Source organism: Sphingomonas sp. OV641 (assembly GCF_900109205.1).
Classification (GTDB): Bacteria; Pseudomonadota; Alphaproteobacteria; order Sphingomonadales; family Sphingomonadaceae; genus Sphingomonas.
This window is the reverse complement of sequence record NZ_FNZB01000001.1, coordinates 1093764-1110546: the sequence shown is the minus strand read 5'-3', so window position 1 is coordinate 1110546 and position 16783 is coordinate 1093764. Positions and strand designations below refer to the sequence as shown.

The window sequence follows — 16783 nt, the reverse complement described above, 5'->3', positions numbered from 1 at the left end:
GTATGATTAGGTGAAGTGGTTAAGAAGCGGTTCGCGCAGTCCGATCAGTCCTGCGATGGCAATCGCGACACCGTAGGGGATCTCGGGATTTCCGCTGTTTTTGCGAAACCTGTGATCAATCAGCATCACTATTGTGATGGCCCCGCCAACAATCGACATGATCAGCAGAAGCTGGATCAACGCGGTCACCGGCATCCAGAGCGCGAGGGCGGCGATCAGCTTCACGTCGCCCCCGCCCATCTGCCCGAAGTGGAATGCAACGCAGAACAGTGCGAGCGTCACCAGTGCGACGGCCAGTTGAACCGCCATGCCCGGCCATGGCGCGATGCCGATCGCCAGCCACCACAAGGGCGCCAGGAGAGCGATGGCCGCGTTCTTCCAGTTGGCGATTTCACGGACGCGTGCGTCTTCGATGCCGGCCGAAAGCAACAGCAGGCCAAGCATGATCGGCAGCGCCCAGGAAAGAAAATTCCACCCCATAAGGAGGCGGCACTAGACGGAATGGCTTGCGAAACCGTAACCAAGCCGCCTCATCATGAATACATCTTCCCCGATCCGCCGGGCGATCCCGGCCGATGCGACCGTTGCGCACTGGTCCGCGCCGGATGGGTGGCAACTGCGGCGGTTCGACTGGCGCGGCAGCGGGCGCGGCGGCATCCTGTTCCAGACGGGGCGCGGGGACGTTTTCGAAAAATATCTGGAGACGTTCGCGCACTGGCATGCCGGGGGGTGGTCGGTTGCCGCGTTCGACTGGCGCGGGCAGGGTGGGTCGGGCCGGCTGTCACCGGATCCGCACGTTGGCCATGCGGTGGATTTCACGCTGTTCCTGGGCGATCTCGCCGCCTTCTGGACGCAATGGGACGTCGCCGGCCCACGTGTGGCAATCGGCCATTCGATGGGCGGCCACCTGGTGTTGCAGGCGATGCTGGAGCAGGCGATCACGCCTGATGCCGCCGTGCTGGTCGCACCGATGCTGGGGCTGAAGGCGCCGATCGCGCCGCGCTTTGGTGAATGGCTCGCCTGCACCATGCGCGACCTCGGCGATCCGGCGCGTGCGGCGTGGAAGGGCAATGAGCGGCCGGTCAGCCGATTGAAGCGGCAACAGCTGCTGACGGCGGACGTCAGCCGTTATGAAGACGAACAATGGTGGTACGACCAGGTGCCCGAGATCAAGCTGGGTCCGCCGAGCTGGTCATGGCTGGCGCAGGCCTTCGCCTCCACCCGCCGGCAGCGCAGCGATCCGCGCCTGCTTACACTAAGGACGCCGATCCTCATGCTGCTGGCCGACCGGGATGGGCTGGTCGATTCGCGTGCGGCGCTAGAGGTGGCGAGCCGCCTGCCGAATGCGGAGCTGCTGCGCTTCGGCGCGGAGTCGGCGCATGAGATCCTGCGTGAGGCCGATCCGGTGCGGGATCGGGCGCTCGCCGCCATTGATCAGTTCCTGCAGGCGCACGCGCGGTGACCCACGACATTGCCATTGTGGGTGCCGGCATGGCCGGCGCGTCGCTCGCGGCCGAAATAGGCACCCGGGCGCGCGTTCTGCTAATCGAGGCGGAGGAGATCGCCGGCTATCACGCCACCGGTCGCTCCGCGGCCTTCTGGTCGGAAACCTATGGTGGGCCTGGAATCCAGCCGCTCACCACGGCGTCGGGCGAGTATCTGCGGGCGGGCGGGTTTCTTGATCCCTTGGGTTCGCTGCACATCGGCCGCGCTGCCGAGCGGGAGGAGGCAGACGCCTTCCTCGCCGCCTTCGCCGGCAGCGGCGTGCCCCTGATCCCGGTTGATCCGCGCGATCACGTGCACGGTCTGCGTGCCGGCTGGACCATCGGCATCATGGAGCCGACCTGCGCGTACATCGACGTTGCCGCGCTGCACGCCGATGCCTTGGCGCGCGCGCGTCGCGCCGGAGCCGACGTGCTGCTGCAGGCCGCGCTGACCAGCGCCGTCCGCCTGGACGGCCGATGGCGGCTCGAGACGACGGCCGGCACATACGAGGCGAGCGTGCTGGTCGATGCTGCCGGCGCCTGGGCCGACGAGATCGCGCGACGCGCCGGCGCCACGCCGCTGAACATCCAGCCCTACCGTCGCACTATGGTGCAGCTGAAGACCGATCCGGCGCCCGCGCCCGGCGTGCCACATGTCGTGCACGTCGGCGGCGATTTCTACTTCAAGCCGGAGGCGGGCGGTCGGCTATGGCTCAGCCCACATGACGAGACACCTACCGATCCGGCTGATGTCCAGCCGGAGGAGCTGGATGTTGCCATCGCGATCGATCGGTTCGAACAGGCGGTGGACTGGCGCATCACGCAGCTTGAGCGCAAATGGGCCGGGCTGCGCAGCTTCGCGCCGGATCGCCTGCCGGTCTATGGCTTCGCGGCCGATACGCCCGGCTTCTTCTGGTTCGCGGGGCAGGGCGGCTTCGGTATTCAGACCGCACCTGCCGCCGCCATGATCGGTGCCGCGTTGCTGCTTGGCGAGATCCCGGCGCTTGCCAGCGAGATCGACATTGCGCGCTATGCGCCGACGCGGTTCGGGTAGGCCTAGCGAAGGGCTTCAGCCGCGCTTGCCAGCAGCGACCGCGGCATCGCTCGCCAGACGGTCGGCGCGCTCATTCTCCGGATGGCCGGCGTGCCCCTTCACCCACTGCCACTCCACCCGGTGCCGCGCGGCGGCATCGAGCAGCGCCTGCCACAACTCGGCATTCTTGACCGGCTTCTTGTCCGCCGTCTTCCAGCCGTTGCGCCGCCAGCCGTGGATCCACTTCGTCAGCCCATCCATCACGTAACGGCTGTCAGTATAGAGCATCACGTGGCACGGCCGCGTAAAGGCGTTCAGCGCCTCTATGGCGGCGGTCAGTTCCATGCGGTTGTTGGTCGTCAGCGGTTCGCCTCCCGACAATTCCTTCTCGTGCGCGCCCATCCGCAGCACCGCGCCCCAGCCGCCTGGGCCAGGATTGCCCTTGCACGCGCCATCGGTGAACGCCTCCACCTTCGTCATTTCGGTCATTTAATGTGCGTCACCAGTGCCGGATTGTAGTGGGCGAGCCGCCGCACATAGGCGAGCGGATCCTTGCGCACGACCAGCGCATCCGCCGGCGTGTTGAGCCAGTCCCAGGCGCGTGACAGGGCGAAACGGATGCACGCGCCGCTCGCCAAGGTGCCGAACTGCGCGCGCTCGAGTGTCGACAAGGGGAAGTGCCGCCCGTAGCCGGCAATCAGCGCGTCGCCGACCGCGGCGTCATAGCTGCCGCCCTTGGCGTCGAAGGACCAGGCGGTGTGCATCACCGCCAGATCGTACACGCGGATGTCGGTGCACGCGAAATAGAAGTCGATCAGCCCGGTGACCCGGTCTCCCAACATCAGCACATTGTCGGGAAACAGATCGGCGTGGATCGCGCTGCGCTCGAATTCGGTGCCCGGCCAGTCGGCTTCCACGTGATCCAGCGCAGTGCCGAGGTCATCGTACAATCCCGGCGCGATCTCATCGAGGCTGCGCCCACAGCGTTCGAACAGCGGTCGCCAGGTCTCGATCCCCATGGAGTTGGTGCGCACCGGCGCAAAATCGGCCACCGCGCGGTGCATAGCGCCCATTGCATCGCCAGCCGCCAGCGCCTGCGCTGGCGTCGGGTGTGACAGCGACACGCCGGACAGGAACTTGATCAGGCAGGCGGGGCGACCCTCCAGTTCCTGGATCTCGCGCCCGTCGCGATCCTTGATCGCCGGCGGCACCGGAAGTCCCTTGGCATCCAGATGGTCGAGCAGGTCCATGAAAAAGGGCAGGTCATCCGCCGCTACCCGCTTCTCATACAGCGTCAGGATGTACCGCCCGCCTGTCGTGTCCACGAGATAATTGGAGTTCTCCACTCCTTCCGCAATGCCCTTTGCGGACACCAGCTCGCCGACGTCGTAGCGCCGCAGAAAGGCGGCAAGCGCTTCCGCCGACACATGAGTATAAACCGCCATTCGCGATCACCATGCCGGCGCGCCGGCATCCCCCTGCCAAGTCAATATAGGGATCGCCTCACGGGCAACCCGCGCGATCGGTTCTAGGCGGCCGCCTCAAGCGAGCGGGGCAGCTTAAAGGCGATCGTCTCGCGCGTGGTCTCCTCCTCGCGCTCGCTCACCTCATATCGCGTTGACAGAAGATCCACGAGCTCGCGCACCAGAAGCTCCGGAGCCGACGCGCCTGCGCTCACCCCCAAGGTCCCAACTCCGTCCAGGAAGGACCAGTCGAGATCGCTGGCGCGCTGGATCAGCGTGGCGCGAATGCCTTCGCGCTCGGCTACTTCCACCAGACGCAGCGAATTGGAGGAGTTTGGCGCACCGATCACCAGCACGGCATCGCACGCGCTGGCGATCGCCTTCACCGCTGCCTGACGGTTGGACGTGGCGTAGCAAATGTCCTCGCCGCGCGGTGCCTGCATATTCGGGAAGCGCCGCTGCAGCACCCGCACGACCTCCGCCGTATCGTCCACCGACAGCGTCGTCTGCGTCAGAAAGGCGAGGTTCTCGGGATCCGCCGGCTGCAGCGCCTCCGCATCCGCGACATCCTCGATCAGCGTCATCGCGCCTTCGGGCACCTGGCCGAAGGTGCCGATCACCTCCGGGTGACCGGCATGGCCGATGAACAGGATGTGCCGCCCGGATGCGACCAGCCGCTCCGCCTGACGGTGCACCTTGGACACCAACGGGCAGGTGGCGTCGAGATATTCCAGCCCGCGCGCCTCGGCATTGGCCGGCACCGATTTGGGCACGCCATGCGCGGAAAAGACCACCGGGGCGCCATCGGGCACCTCGTCCAGTTCCTCGACGAAGATCGCGCCCTTGGCCTTCAGCGTGTCGACCACGAACTTGTTATGGACGATCTCGTGCCGGACATAGACGGGTGCGCCGTGCTTCTCGATCGCGAGTTCGACGATGCGGATCGCGCGGTCCACTCCGGCGCAGAAGCCGCGGGGGGCGGCGATCAGCAGTTCGAGCGCTGGCTTGTCGGTCATCCCTGCCGCTTACGCGATTGCCTGCCCGCACGGAAGGCGGTTATGAGCGCCCGGGCACTTCGTACCCGTTCGTATAAGGTTTCTCCGCACGTGTCCTTTTGCACCCCAGCGTATCGCGCCGTCAGCCTCGTTCCGCTCGCCCTGGTCCTGCTTGCCGGCGGTTGCGCCAAGAGCGGCGACATCTCGGTCGATGGCGGGGTAGGCATCACCGCAGTGCGGTCCGCCTGTCCGGTGGTCGGCGTTCCTACCGGCACGGGGGATATCACCCTGTTCGATCCGCCCGCCAGCCGAGATGCCAGCGCGATCGACGTGACGGCGGTGATCACCAATGTTCGCAGCACTTGCGATGACAGCGGCGCCGAAGTGGTCAGCAACGTCACCTTTGACGTGCGCGCCCGTCGCGCCCGCACGGATGGTGCGCGCGAAGTGACGTTGCCGTATTTCATCACGATCGTTCGCGGTGGCACGCAGGTGGTCGCCAAGCGGGTCGGCGCCGTCGCGGTCCGGTTCGAAGCCGAGCAGGCGCTCGCCAGCACGTCCGCGCAAGGGAGCGCCACCGTGAACCGCTCGGCGGCAACCTTGCCCGACTCGGTGCGCGAACAGCTCACGCGCAAGCGCAAGGCGGGCGATCAGGACGCCGCGGTCGATCCGCTGTCCACGCCGGAGGTTCGCCAGGCGGTGCTGTCCGCCAGCTTCGAGGCGCTGGTCGGTTTTCAGCTGACCGACGATCAACTGCGCTACAACGCGCAGCGCTGAAGACTAACCCAAAGTAGCGGCCGCACCTGGGCGATTGACTCGTCTCCCGGGCGCGGCCACAGCGCGAAGGTCGATGCCGGGCAACCGGGATGGGCGCGCGGGAGAGTGCGACCGGCCTTTCAGGCCAGCAATGTCGCCGCCGAAGGAGCAACCACCCCGGAATCTCTCAGGCAACAGGGACCGCGCAGCCCGATTCGACGCTCTGGAAAGCGGCCTTGGCTTTGCCCTGGCCCACCGAAGGGGTAACCTCGCGACTGGCGGGGGAAAGCTCTCAGGTTCCGTGACAGAGGGGGTTCGGTTCGTGTCGCCAGCAGTGGCGGACGATCGCCCTTGCTGACGGAATTGCCGTGATGAGCGACCAGGACGAAGACGTAATCATCGAAACCATGACGCTGCCGCTGGACGGCTGGCATCGGGCGCGTGGCGGCCGCATGGTCGAGTTCGCGGGCTATTGGATGCCGGTCCAGTATGAAGGCATCATGGCCGAGCATCTGTGGACGCGCGAGAGCGCTGGCCTCTTCGATGTCAGCCACATGGGTCAGATCACCTTCCGCGGCGACGGGCTTGTGCCCGCACTCGAGGCGATGATGCCCGCTGATATCGCGGGCCTTGCGCTGAACCGCGCACGCTATTCGCTGCTGCTGGACGATCATGGCGGCGTGCTCGACGATCTGATGCTTACGCGCCAGCCCGCGGATGAGGACGGCGAGCGCATCTATATGGTCGTGAACGGCGCGACCAAATATGATGATATCGCGCACATGCTCGATCATCTGCCGGACGATATCACGCTTAACCTGATGGAGGACCATGCGCTGCTGGCGCTTCAGGGTCCGAAGGCTGTGGATGCGCTGATGCGGCTGGTGCCTGGCGTCGATGCGCTCGTGTTCATGCAGGCCGCCGCTTTCACCTGGCAGAAGCATGAGCTGTGGATCAGCCGCTCCGGCTATACCGGCGAGGACGGCTTTGAAATCTCGATCCCGGCGGAGGGTGCAGAAGCCTTCGCCGATGCGCTGCTGGCGCAGCCCGAGGTGAAGCCGATCGGCCTTGGCGCGCGCGATTCCCTGCGGCTGGAGGCGGGCCTGCCGCTCTATGGCCATGATTTGTCGCCCGAGACGACGCCGGTCATGGCCGATCTCGGCTTTGCCCTGTTCAAGCGCCGCCGCGAGGAGGGCGGCTTCCCCGGCGCGGAGCGCCTGTTGGCCGAACGGGAGAATGGCCCCGCCACGAAGCGCGTTGGCCTGCTCGTCGAGGGCCGTCAGCCGGTACGCGAGGGCGCAAGCGTTGTTGACGCCGCGGGCAGCATCGTCGGCAACGTGACCTCCGGCGGCTTCGCGCCGAGCGTCGGGGCACCGGTCGCCATGGCGTACGTTCCGCTGGCCATGGCTGCGCCCGGCACCCGCATTCAACTTTCGCAGCGTGGCAAGCTCCACGCCGCCACCGTCACTCCCATGCCTTTCGTCCCCCATCGCTACGTCCGAGGAGCGAAGTAAAATGAGCCGTTATTTCACCGAGGATCATGAGTGGATCGACGTCGACGGCCAGACCGGCATCGTCGGCATTTCGGACTATGCCCAGGGTCAGCTTGGCGACATCGTGTTCGTCGACGTGCCCGAAGAAGGCCGCTCGCTCGCCAAGGGTGACGAAGCCGCGGTGGTTGAGAGCGTCAAGGCGGCGAGCGACGTCTATTCGCCGGTGTCGGGCACGGTGATCGAGGGCAATGCCGCGCTCACCGACGAGCCGGGGCTGGTGAACACCGATCCGGAAGGGGAAGGCTGGTTCTTCAAGCTGACGCTGTCGGACGCGTCCGAACTCGACGGCTTGATGGACGAAACCGCCTATCAGGCCTTCGTCGCCAAGCTTTGAGTTCTCCTCCCGCTTGCGGGCGAAGCTAGGGGAGGGCCTGTCCCCTAGCGCTCCGATGATGGACAGGCCTCCCCGACCCCTCCCGGAAGGGCCCCATGAAAGTATCACTTTCATGGCAACCCTAAGCGGGAGGGGAGGAGTGTATCGAATGCGCTACCTACCACTTACTGACCATGATCGCCGTGAGATGCTCGCCGTGATTGGCGCGGGTTCAATTGACGACCTGTTCGTCGATGTGCCCGAAGCCGCGCGACTTTCCGGCCCGATCGCGAACCTGCCCGCCCATGCCAGCGAACTGGCGGTCGAGCGCCACATGACGAAGCTCGCGCGGCAGAACCTGTCGGCAGGCGAGGCGCCGTTCTTCCTCGGCTGCGGCGCTTACCGCCACCACGTGCCGGCCAGCGTCGATCACCTGATCCAGCGTGGCGAGTTCCTGACCGCCTACACACCTTATCAGCCCGAGATCGCGCAGGGCACGCTGCAGATGCTGTTCGAGTTCCAGACGCAGGTAGCGCGCCTGCTGGGGACGGACGTTGCCAATGCCAGCATGTACGATGGCTCCACCGCTTGCTGGGAAGCGATCGGCATGGCGCGGCGCATCACCAAGCGAGGCAAGGCGATCCTGTCGGGCGGGCTCCACCCGCACTACGTCTCGGTCGCGAAGACTATGGCGAAGTACACCGGTGACGCGCTGGACGTATCGCTTCCGGCGCTTTCTGCCGAGACCGACCTGGATGCACTGATCGGCAAGATCGATTCCGACACCTCTTGCGTCGTTGTTCAGTACCCTGACATCCTCGGCCGCATCGCCGATCTTCGGCCGCTCGCCGATGCCTGCCATGCCAATAAGGCGCTGCTCATCGCCGTGGTCACTGAGCCGGTGGCGCTCGGCGCGATCAAGTCACCGGGCGAAATGGACGCCGACATCGTGGTGGGCGAAGGCCAGTCGATTGGCGTCGGGCTTCAGTTCGGCGGACCATATGTCGGCCTGTTCGGCTGCAAGGACAAATATGTTCGCCAGATGCCGGGCCGCCTTTGCGGCGAGACTGTGGACGCGGATGGCCGACGCGGTTTCGTGCTGACGCTCTCGACGCGTGAGCAGCACATCCGCCGCGAGAAGGCGACCAGCAACATCTGCACCAACTCGGGGCTTTGTGCGCTGGCCTTCTCCATCCACATGACCCTGCTCGGCGAGGCAGGCCTGCGTGCGCTTGCCGCCACGAACCACGCGGGGGCGGTCGCCGCGGCGGAGCGACTGGCGAAGGTGCCGGGCGTGCGGTTGGTGAACGACACCTTCTTCAATGAGTTCACGCTCGATCTCGGCCGTGAGGCACGCCCGATCGTCCGCGCGCTTGCCGACAAGCACATCCTTGCCGGTGTGTCGCTCGGGCGGCTCTATCCGGGTGAGGCGGCGCTGGAGAACGGGCTTGTCGTTGCGGTGACCGAAACGACCACGACCGAGGACGTCGAGGCATTGGCGACGGCGCTACAAGAGGCGCTGGTCTAACAACAACCGTTCGCCCGGAGCTTATCGAAGGGCGTGCCACGATCACACGGGCTTCGACAGGCTCAGCCCGAACGGAATTGAGGGTTCGAACAATGGCACTGAACCAGAGCGGCTGGCGTCCCACCACTCCCGAGGCTGGCGGGAACGCGCCTGCCACCTTCACCGGCAACAAGGCGCTGATGTTGGAGGAGGCGCTGATCTTCGAGATCGGCTCAACTGACACCACTGGCGTGGAGGTGGCCGAGCCCGTCACCACCGCGAGCCGGCTCGGCAATCTCGCGCGCACCGCCGCGATCGGCTTGCCCGGCCTGTCGGAACCCGAAACGATCCGGCACTACACACGTCTAAGCCGGCAGAATTACGCGATCGACCTCGGCCTGTTCCCGCTCGGCTCGTGCACCATGAAGCACAACCCGCGCCTCAACGAGAAGATGGCGCGGCTGCCCGGGTTCGCGGACGTCCACCCGCTCCAGCCGGTCGATACAGTGCAGGGCGCGCTCGGCGTCATCAACGAACTGGCCTTTTGGCTGATCGACCTCACCGGTATGCACGGCGTCGCAATGAGCCCCAAGGCGGGCGCGCATGGCGAGCTGTGCGGTATCCTTTGCATCAAGGCAGCGCTGGAGAAGCGCGGCGAGGGCCATCGCAAGGTCGTGCTCGTCCCAGAGAGCGCGCATGGCACCAATCCGGCGACGGCGGCCTTCGCCGGCTTCACCGTCGAGGACATTCCCGCCACGCCGGAGGGCCGCGTCGACACCGAAGCGCTCAAGGCGCGGCTGGGGCCGGACGTGGCCGCGGTGATGATCACCAATCCCAACACCTGTGGCCTGTTCGAGCGCGATCTGAAGGCGATCTCGGACGCGGTCCACGCGGCGGGCGCCTACGTCTATTGCGACGGCGCGAACTTCAACGCCATCGTCGGACGTGTGCGGCCGGGTGACCTCGGCGTTGATGCAATGCACATTAACCTGCACAAGACCTTCTCCACCCCGCACGGCGGCGGCGGCCCCGGCTCCGGCCCGACCGTTCTGTCGGAGGCGCTTAGCCCCTTCGCGCCGCTGCCCTATACGGCGCGGACCAAGGACGGCCATATTCACCTGATCGAAGAGGAGCGCGCCGAGGAGTTCTCCGCCGAACATTTCGGCGGCAAAATGGACAGCTTCGGCCGCATGACTGCCTTCCATGGCCAGATGGGCATGTTCACCCGTGCGCTGACCTACATTCTCAGCCACGGCGGCGATGGCCTGCGCCAGGTTGCCGAGGATGCGGTGCTCAACGCCAATTACGTTCTTCGCTCGCTGGAGGACACGCTGGACGCCCCGTTCGCCTCGAGCGGCCCGTGCATGCATGAGGCGATCTTCTCCGACGAGGGCTTCCCGGAAGGCTTCTCCACGATCGACGTTGCCAAGGCGCTCATCGACGAGGGCTTTCACCCGATGACCATGTATTTCCCGCTGGTCGTTCATGGCGCGATGCTGGTGGAGCCGACCGAGACCGAGTCGAAGGCAGCGCTCGATCAGTTCATCGGCGCGCTGCGCTCGGTGGCGGAGCGGGCGAAGGCGGGCGACGCGTCGCTCAAGACCGCCCCGCACTTTGCCCCGCGCAGCCGCCTGGACGAGACGCTGGCGGCGCGAAAGCCGAAGCTGGTGTGGAAGGAGCCGGTCGTCTCCAGCGAGGCGGCGGAATAACATGCGCGGCCGTGCGGCGCCGGCAGGCGCCGCCGGTCTTCTTGGCGGGGCCGCGCTTGGCCTATTGGCGGCGCTCGCCTTTGTTTACCTGTGGCACAATGTGCTGAGCCTGCCGCCGCTCAGCGATGATCCCAAGCCGGGCATCGCAATGCTGGGCGGCGTGGTGCCGATCGCCACGATCGCTGGGGCGATGGCGGGTGCAGCCGACATGATCCGCCGCGCACGCCAAGGAAAGGCGCTGCGCGGCCGGGTAATGGTGTTCGCGGCCGCCCTCGCACTGATCCTCGCGGGATTGATCGCCATTATCTCATGACGGGCGGAAATACTCAGTTGTTCGGTCGCTTGGGTCGTTGCGCCGCCGCCAGCGCAAGACCGGCCGTGATCTGTACCAACCCATAAAGCCGGCGGCGTCCCGGGTGCCCGCCGAACGGGCGCACCAGCGCGTCGACCGGCGCGACATCGGATCGCCACAGGGCCACATGGCGCTCGGGTTGCAATAGCCCGAGCAGCCCGTCACCGATCATGAACACCGCGGCCATTTCGGCCGTTCGTCTGGCGCCCAGCGCAAGATTGTCATCCATGCCGCGCTGAACGCATGCGATCAGGCCGCGGGTTCCTTGGGGTAGGGGGAGGGGCCGCCTTCCGCGATGAACCGGTCGACCCGCGCCTCCAGCACCGGGATCGGCACGCTGCCAAGGCTCAGCACCATGTCGTGGAAATTGCGAATGTCGAACTTGTCGCCAAGGCTCTTTTCCGCCTTTGCTCGCGTGCGCTGAATGGCAAGCTGGCCCAGGTAATAGCTCAGCGCCTGCCCCGGCCAGCCGATGTAGCGATCCACCTCGGTGGTGATCTCATGCTCGCTGAGCGCGGTATTCTCGCGGAAATATTGCAGCGCCTGCTCGCGCGTCCATCCCTTGGCGTGGATGCCGGTGTCGATCACCAGCCGCGCCGCACGCCACGCCTGGTAGGACAGCATGCCGAACCGCTCATAGGGCGTGCGGTAGAACCCCATCTCGTCGCCCAGCCGCTCGGTATAAAGCGCCCAGCCTTCGCCGAAGGCCGAGATGTAGCTGTTGCGGCGGAACGGTTTCAGGCTCGTATTCTCGATCGAGAGCGGCATCTGGAATGCGTGTCCAGGCGCGCTTTCATGGAGCGTCAGCGCCGGCAGCTGGAACAGCGGGCGCGAGGGCAGATTATACGTGTTGACCAGATACGTGCCCGGCCCGCCGCGGCCGGCGGTGTAGAAGGGCGCGATGTCGGGGGGCACCTCGATGATCGCGAAACGCTGCCGCGGCAGGCGGCCAAACCATTTGCCCGCCATCGCGTCGAAGCGCTTGGCGTGCCATGCCGCCTCCTTCATCAGCTCGTCGGCGGTTTTCGGATAGAATTGTGGATCGGTGCGCAGGAACTTCAGAAATGCCGGAAGATCGCCGTCGAACTTCGCATCTTTCTTTACCTGCTCCATCTCGGCACGGATCTTTGCGATCTCGGCGAGACCAAGGGCGTGGATCGCGTCGGGTGTCATGTCGAGCGTGGTGAACGCGCGAATTCGGCTGCGGTAATAGGCCGCGCCATTGTCGTAGCGCGTTGCCCCCAGCTCGTTCGTCATGCCCGGGAAATAGTCGTTGCGCAGGAATGCCAGCAGGGTGCGGTGCGCCGGGATGATCCGCTCGGCGATGATCGCGCGGGCCTCGGCCTGCATCGCCGCGCGCCGTGCGGCCGGGATGGATGCGGGCAGACTGGCGAACGGCTTGTAATAAACCACTGCTGTCGGGTCGCTCGCCGTCGCGATCGTCTCCACCGCCTTCTCGCGGCCCTGCATGATCACGGCGGGCGGAGTGAAGCCGCGCTTCAGGCCCAGTCGCATGTTATCCGTCTGCTGTCCAAGATAGCGCGGCACATCGGCGAGCCAGCGCAGGTAACGGCGGTAATCCTCGTCACCCCCGGTGAAGTCCCCCCGCGTGGCGTAATGCAGGTCGCTCCAGAAGGCGCTGTCGCCGTTCAGCGGCTTTTCCCATTCACGGAACTGCTCTTCATCGACCTGCGCGGCGATCTGCGCGCGATAGACCTGCCAGTCGATCAGCGTGTCAGGCGACAGCCGTTTGGTATCGACCGCGTCCAGCTTGGCCAGCGTGCCCTGCCAATAGGCGAGCCGCTTGGCGTGGGCGGCCGCCGATACGTCTGGCAGGCGATCGTCCACGACGCCCGGGCCTGAATCCGCGATCCCCTCGCTCTGCCGCCACGCCCACTCGGCCTGCCATATCGAGTCAAACGCCGCATCGGCGCTGGTGGCGGCAGGGGCGGGGGTGGCGGCGGTGGCGATGGCGACAAGGGCCAGCGGGGCAAGGAAACGCATGGGGACGCTTGGTGTCTGATCGGCGGCTTTCCCGCAAGCGGTCACTCCTGCGAAATCGCGCCTTTCGTCGCCTGACGCCGCCGCACATGTTCGCGCCACACGATATAGAGGCCCGATGCGATGATCACCGGCGCGCCAAGCCATGTGCTCGCCACCGGCAGGGTGCCGAACACCAGCCAGCCGAACAAGGTTGCCCAGAGGAGCGCGGTATAGTCCATCGGCACCACCAGGCTGACGTCGCCAAGCTGCAGCGATCGCGTCATGGCGATCTGCGCCACCCCGCCCAGCAGGCCGACGGCCAACAGCAATCCCCAAACCAGCGGCGTGTGCGCCTTCATCGACGTTGCGTAAACGACGGACAGCGGCACCAGTGACAGGCTGGAGAACCAGAACACGGTGGTCAGCCCCGATTCCGTCTTGCCGATGGTACGCAGCAGGATCGAGATGCACGCGGTGCAGAAGGCCGCCCCCAGCCCGGTGGCGATCCCCAGCGGCGGGATATGCCCGTCCCCTGGCTGGGTCACGATCAACACGCCGATGAACCCCGCCAGCACCGCCGCCCAGCGCCGCCACCCCGTCGCCTCGTGCAGCACCAGCGCACCCAGCACCGTCGCGAAGATCGGCATAGAAAAGCCGATCGTCGTCGCCTCCGCCAGCGGCAGCAGCAGCAGCGTCCAGAAGGTGAGCGACATCGCGGTCAGCCCGATCACGCAGCGCAGCACATGCGCGCCGAACCGCTGCGTCCGAAGCGAGGCGAAGCCCGGTCCCGCGCCGACGATCGCCCCCACCAGCAGCGCGGCCCCGAACTGCCGCCAGAACAGGATCTCCCCCAGTCCTGCCCCATGCGCCTCCGCCACCTTGATCACCACGTTCATCGTTGCGAATAGCGCAACGGAAGTGAGGCGCAGGCCGATGGCGCGAGCGACGTTATCCTGAGGCATTGGAACAGGCCCTAGCGAGCGACCGCGCGAGAAGCTATCCGCGGCGCATGATCAAGCATGCTCTTCCCGTCACCCGCGAGGCGGATTTCGCCGCCTGGTATCAGGCCGTCATTTCGGAAGCCGACCTTGCCGAGGAATCGGGCGTTCGCGGCTGCATGGTCATCCGGCCATGGGGCTATGGCATCTGGGAGCGGATCCAGCGCCTGCTCGACGATCGCATCAAGGCGGTCGGCTATGACAACACCTATTTTCCCCTGTTCATCCCGCTCTCCTATTTCGAGAAGGAGGCCGAGCATGTCGACGGCTTCGCCAAGGAAATGGCGGTCGTCACCCATCACCGGCTGATCGCCGACGGCAAGGGCGGGCTGACTCCCGATCCCGCCGCGAAGCTGGAGGAGCCGCTGGTCGTGCGGCCTACGTCAGAGACGGTGATCGGCACCGCGTTCTCGCGCTGGGTGCAGTCGTGGCGCAACCTGCCCGTGCAGATCAACCAATGGGCCAACGTGGTGCGCTGGGAGATGCGCACGCGCATGTTCCTGCGCACCTCGGAGTTCCTGTGGCAGGAGGCGCATTCCGCCTATGCCTCGGCCGAGGAGGCCCGCGAGCAGACGATGGTCGGGCTGGAGGTCTATCGCACCTTCGCGCAGGAATGCGCCGCGCTTCCGGTGGTCGCCGGCGAGAAGCCCGAGAACGAGCGCTTCCCCGGCGCGGTCGCGACCTACAGCATCGAGGCGATGATGCAGGACGGCAAGGCGCTGCAGGCCGGCACCTCGCATTTCCTGGGCACCAATTTCGCCGCCGCGCAGAACATCCGCTTCCAGAATGCCAATGGCGAGCTCGAACTCGCCAACACGATCAGCTGGGGCATGTCGACGCGCATGATTGGCGGCGTGATCATGGTGCATGGCGACGATGACGGGATGCGCGTGCCGCCGAAGATCGCGCCGTGGCAGGTGGTGATCGTGCCGATGCTGCGCGACAAGCCCGAGGATGCGGAGCTGATCGACTATTGCAAGGCGCTGCAGGCCGATCTCGCCAAGCAGTCCGCGCTCGGCGAGCCGGTGCGCGCCCTGCTCGACCTGAAGCCCGCCAAGGCCGCGACCAAGCGCTGGGGCTGGGTGAAGAAGGGCGCCCCCGTGATCGTCGAGGTCGGCCCGCGCGACATGGCGGGCGGCAACGTATCGGTGGTGCGCCGCGACCGGCTGTACCGCGAGGACGGCAAGCTCGACAGTGCGATCGTCGCGCGTGACGCGTTCGTCGGCGAGGTCGCGGACACGCTCGCCGACATCCAGGCGCAGCTTTTTGCGCAGGCCGACGAGCGGCTGAAGGCCAGCATCAGCCCGGTCGATGACTGGGCCGGCGTCGAAGCGATGTTCGCTGACAGCGCCGCCCGTCCTGGCTGGGCCGATATCGCCTGGTCGCGCCCCACCGGCGCGGATCTCGACAAGGTAGTCGAGCGGCTGAAGGCGCTGAAGCTCACGATCCGCAACGCACCAATGGGGCAGACCGGCCATCCAGGCGCACCCTGCATCTTTACCGGCGCGCCGGCGGTCGAGCGCGTCCTGATCGGAAGGGCGTATTGATGGCGGTCTGGACGCGGCCGATCGACCTCGCACAGCTCACCGCGCTGGGTGATGGTGTGCTGCCGGGCCTGCTCGACATCCAATTCACCGAATACGGCGACGATTGGATCCGGGCACGGATGCCGGTCGGCAAAAAGGTGCATCAGCCGTTCGGCCGCCTTCACGGCGGCGCGTCGGTGGTGCTCGCCGAAACGGTCGCCTCGGTCGCCGGGGCGATGGCGGTGCCGGAGGGCAAGGTGACGGTCGGGCTCGACATCAACGCCAATCACGTCCGCGCCGCGCGCGACGGCTATGTTTACGCCACTGCCAAGGCCGAACAGCTCGGCCGCACGACGCAGGTCTGGACCATCCGAATTGAGGATGATGCGGGCAAGCTCATCTGCCTGTCCCGCATGACTGCCGCGGTGATCGATGCGGCTTCGGGCTGATCAATACAGGTTGATGAACGCGCCATCCTGATCGAAGCGACAGTTGAAGAAGCGGCTCCGTTTGTCGCGGGTCTGCTCGTACCAGCCCTGCACGATATAGCCGTTGGGCTGGCGGATCGGCGCGTTCACGAACAGCTCACCCGGCCGTCGATCAAAGGACTCCGACGCTTCCATCCGGCATTCGCGCTGCAAGCGGGTGCTATCGAGCGATCCGTAATTTGGCCGGTCGGGTCGACGGTCGCGGGCAGCGCCGTCCTGATCTGAATAGTCTCGCCGCCCGCGGGAGGAGTTGGAGCCGGACTGCCGGCAATCCGGCGGTGTTGTCGCTGTGATCGATGAGTAGCGCCCGTCCATGGTCGCGATGGTAACGCACTCGCGGCGGTCGTCATTCCACCAATAGGTGTAGCTGCGATCGTCGCCCTTCTCGCCGCGAACGTTGCGATAGCCGCGCCGCACCAATTCGCTCTCCGCCTGCCCGGCGCGCGCGCCGACCATGTCGCGCAAGTCTCGCGGTATGTCCTGCGCAAGAGCGGGAGCTGCTGTCATGGCGCCAAGCGATAACAGGTAGAAAAGCGACTTCATCGTAGCCCTTTCTCTTGCCATTCGACAACTCGCCGGAGGCGGCGCCGGATCCATAAACCTCCCGCCGCTAATTCGCCCCT

At 66.2% G+C, this 16783-nt stretch carries 18 protein-coding genes and 1 riboswitch; of the genes, 10 read left to right on the top strand and 8 right to left on the bottom strand.

Features of this window, described 5'->3' with window-relative positions:
• Positions 1–6: 6 nt before the first annotated feature.
• Positions 7–480: an A24 family peptidase gene (locus tag BMX36_RS05135; RefSeq protein ID WP_066777689.1), complete on the bottom strand. Its 474-nt coding sequence runs from the start codon at positions 478–480 to the stop codon at positions 7–9.
• 55 nt (positions 481–535) lie between these two features.
• Between BMX36_RS05135 and BMX36_RS05130 the strand changes: the two genes are divergently transcribed.
• On the top strand, positions 536–1462 hold the full coding sequence (locus BMX36_RS05130; protein ID WP_093063896.1) for an alpha/beta fold hydrolase: 927 nt from the start codon (positions 536–538) through the stop codon (positions 1460–1462).
• Positions 1459–2538, top strand: coding sequence for an NAD(P)/FAD-dependent oxidoreductase (locus tag BMX36_RS05125; protein ID WP_093063895.1), 1080 nt, complete (start codon positions 1459–1461; stop codon positions 2536–2538). The genes BMX36_RS05130 and BMX36_RS05125 overlap by 4 nt, the downstream gene beginning before the upstream one ends.
• 15 nt (positions 2539–2553) lie before the next feature.
• Here the strand turns inward: BMX36_RS05125 and rnhA are convergent, their stop codons facing one another.
• The 3 genes from rnhA to ispH form a co-directional block, all read right to left on the bottom strand.
• Complete coding sequence (rnhA, locus tag BMX36_RS05120; RefSeq protein ID WP_093063894.1) at positions 2554–3006, bottom strand: ribonuclease HI; 453 nt, start codon at positions 3004–3006, stop codon at positions 2554–2556.
• The gene (thrB, locus tag BMX36_RS05115; RefSeq protein ID WP_093063893.1) at positions 3003–3962 is read right to left on the bottom strand and encodes a homoserine kinase; all 960 of its coding nucleotides are present in this window, start codon (positions 3960–3962) and stop codon (positions 3003–3005) included. Before thrB ends, rnhA begins: the two co-directional genes overlap by 4 nt.
• An 83-nt stretch (positions 3963–4045) precedes the next feature.
• Positions 4046–4996, bottom strand: coding sequence for a 4-hydroxy-3-methylbut-2-enyl diphosphate reductase (ispH, locus tag BMX36_RS05110; RefSeq protein ID WP_066782128.1), 951 nt, complete (start codon positions 4994–4996; stop codon positions 4046–4048).
• 90 nt (positions 4997–5086) lie between these two features.
• Between ispH and BMX36_RS05105 the strand changes: the two genes are divergently transcribed.
• The 6 genes from BMX36_RS05105 (at position 5087) to BMX36_RS05080 (ending at position 11126) form a co-directional block, all read left to right on the top strand.
• Positions 5087–5752: a hypothetical protein gene (locus tag BMX36_RS05105; RefSeq protein WP_256210659.1), complete on the top strand. Its 666-nt coding sequence runs from the start codon at positions 5087–5089 to the stop codon at positions 5750–5752.
• Positions 5753–5840: 88 nt separating this feature from the next.
• Positions 5841–5945: riboswitch (glycine riboswitch) on the top strand.
• A gap of 157 nt (positions 5946–6102) precedes the next feature.
• On the top strand, positions 6103–7245 hold the full coding sequence (gene gcvT / locus BMX36_RS05100; protein WP_093063892.1) for a glycine cleavage system aminomethyltransferase GcvT: 1143 nt from the start codon (positions 6103–6105) through the stop codon (positions 7243–7245).
• A gap of 1 nt (position 7246) precedes the next feature.
• A complete protein-coding gene (gene gcvH / locus BMX36_RS05095) occupies positions 7247–7618 on the top strand; it encodes a glycine cleavage system protein GcvH (protein WP_066780111.1) in 372 nt (123 codons plus the stop codon).
• Positions 7619–7766: 148 nt separating this feature from the next.
• Positions 7767–9125, top strand: a complete 1359-nt coding sequence (gene gcvPA, locus BMX36_RS05090) for an aminomethyl-transferring glycine dehydrogenase subunit GcvPA (protein ID WP_066780106.1) — start codon at positions 7767–7769, stop codon at positions 9123–9125.
• A gap of 92 nt (positions 9126–9217) precedes the next feature.
• Positions 9218–10813, top strand: coding sequence for an aminomethyl-transferring glycine dehydrogenase subunit GcvPB (gcvPB, locus tag BMX36_RS05085; protein WP_093063891.1), 1596 nt, complete (start codon positions 9218–9220; stop codon positions 10811–10813).
• Between the two features lies 1 nt (position 10814).
• Complete coding sequence (locus BMX36_RS05080; RefSeq protein ID WP_093063890.1) at positions 10815–11126, top strand: hypothetical protein; 312 nt, start codon at positions 10815–10817, stop codon at positions 11124–11126.
• A 13-nt stretch (positions 11127–11139) separates the two neighbouring features.
• Here BMX36_RS05080 and BMX36_RS05075 read toward each other — a convergent pair whose 3' ends face one another.
• From BMX36_RS05075 to BMX36_RS05065, 3 genes are read right to left on the bottom strand one after another with little or no spacing between them, the layout of a single operon-like run.
• A complete protein-coding gene (locus tag BMX36_RS05075; protein ID WP_093063889.1) occupies positions 11140–11394 on the bottom strand; it encodes a hypothetical protein in 255 nt (84 codons plus the stop codon).
• 20 nt (positions 11395–11414) lie between these two features.
• Positions 11415–13169, bottom strand: a complete 1755-nt coding sequence (locus tag BMX36_RS05070; protein WP_093063888.1) for a DUF885 domain-containing protein — start codon at positions 13167–13169, stop codon at positions 11415–11417.
• 41 nt (positions 13170–13210) lie between these two features.
• Positions 13211–14110, bottom strand: a complete 900-nt coding sequence (locus tag BMX36_RS05065) for a DMT family transporter (protein ID WP_066780084.1) — start codon at positions 14108–14110, stop codon at positions 13211–13213.
• A 47-nt stretch (positions 14111–14157) separates the two neighbouring features.
• Here BMX36_RS05065 and BMX36_RS05060 point away from each other — a divergent pair, with 47 nt between their 5' ends.
• Positions 14158–15693, top strand: coding sequence for an aminoacyl--tRNA ligase-related protein (locus tag BMX36_RS05060; RefSeq protein WP_093063887.1), 1536 nt, complete (start codon positions 14158–14160; stop codon positions 15691–15693).
• Entirely contained in the window at positions 15693–16121 is a 429-nt protein-coding gene (locus BMX36_RS05055) for a hotdog fold thioesterase (protein WP_093063886.1), read from the top strand. Before BMX36_RS05060 ends, BMX36_RS05055 begins: the two co-directional genes overlap by 1 nt.
• Here BMX36_RS05055 and BMX36_RS21610 read toward each other — a convergent pair whose 3' ends face one another.
• The gene (locus BMX36_RS21610) at positions 16122–16703 is read right to left on the bottom strand and encodes a hypothetical protein (RefSeq protein ID WP_218142136.1); all 582 of its coding nucleotides are present in this window, start codon (positions 16701–16703) and stop codon (positions 16122–16124) included. It abuts the gene before it with no gap.
• Positions 16704–16783 lie beyond the last annotated feature (80 nt).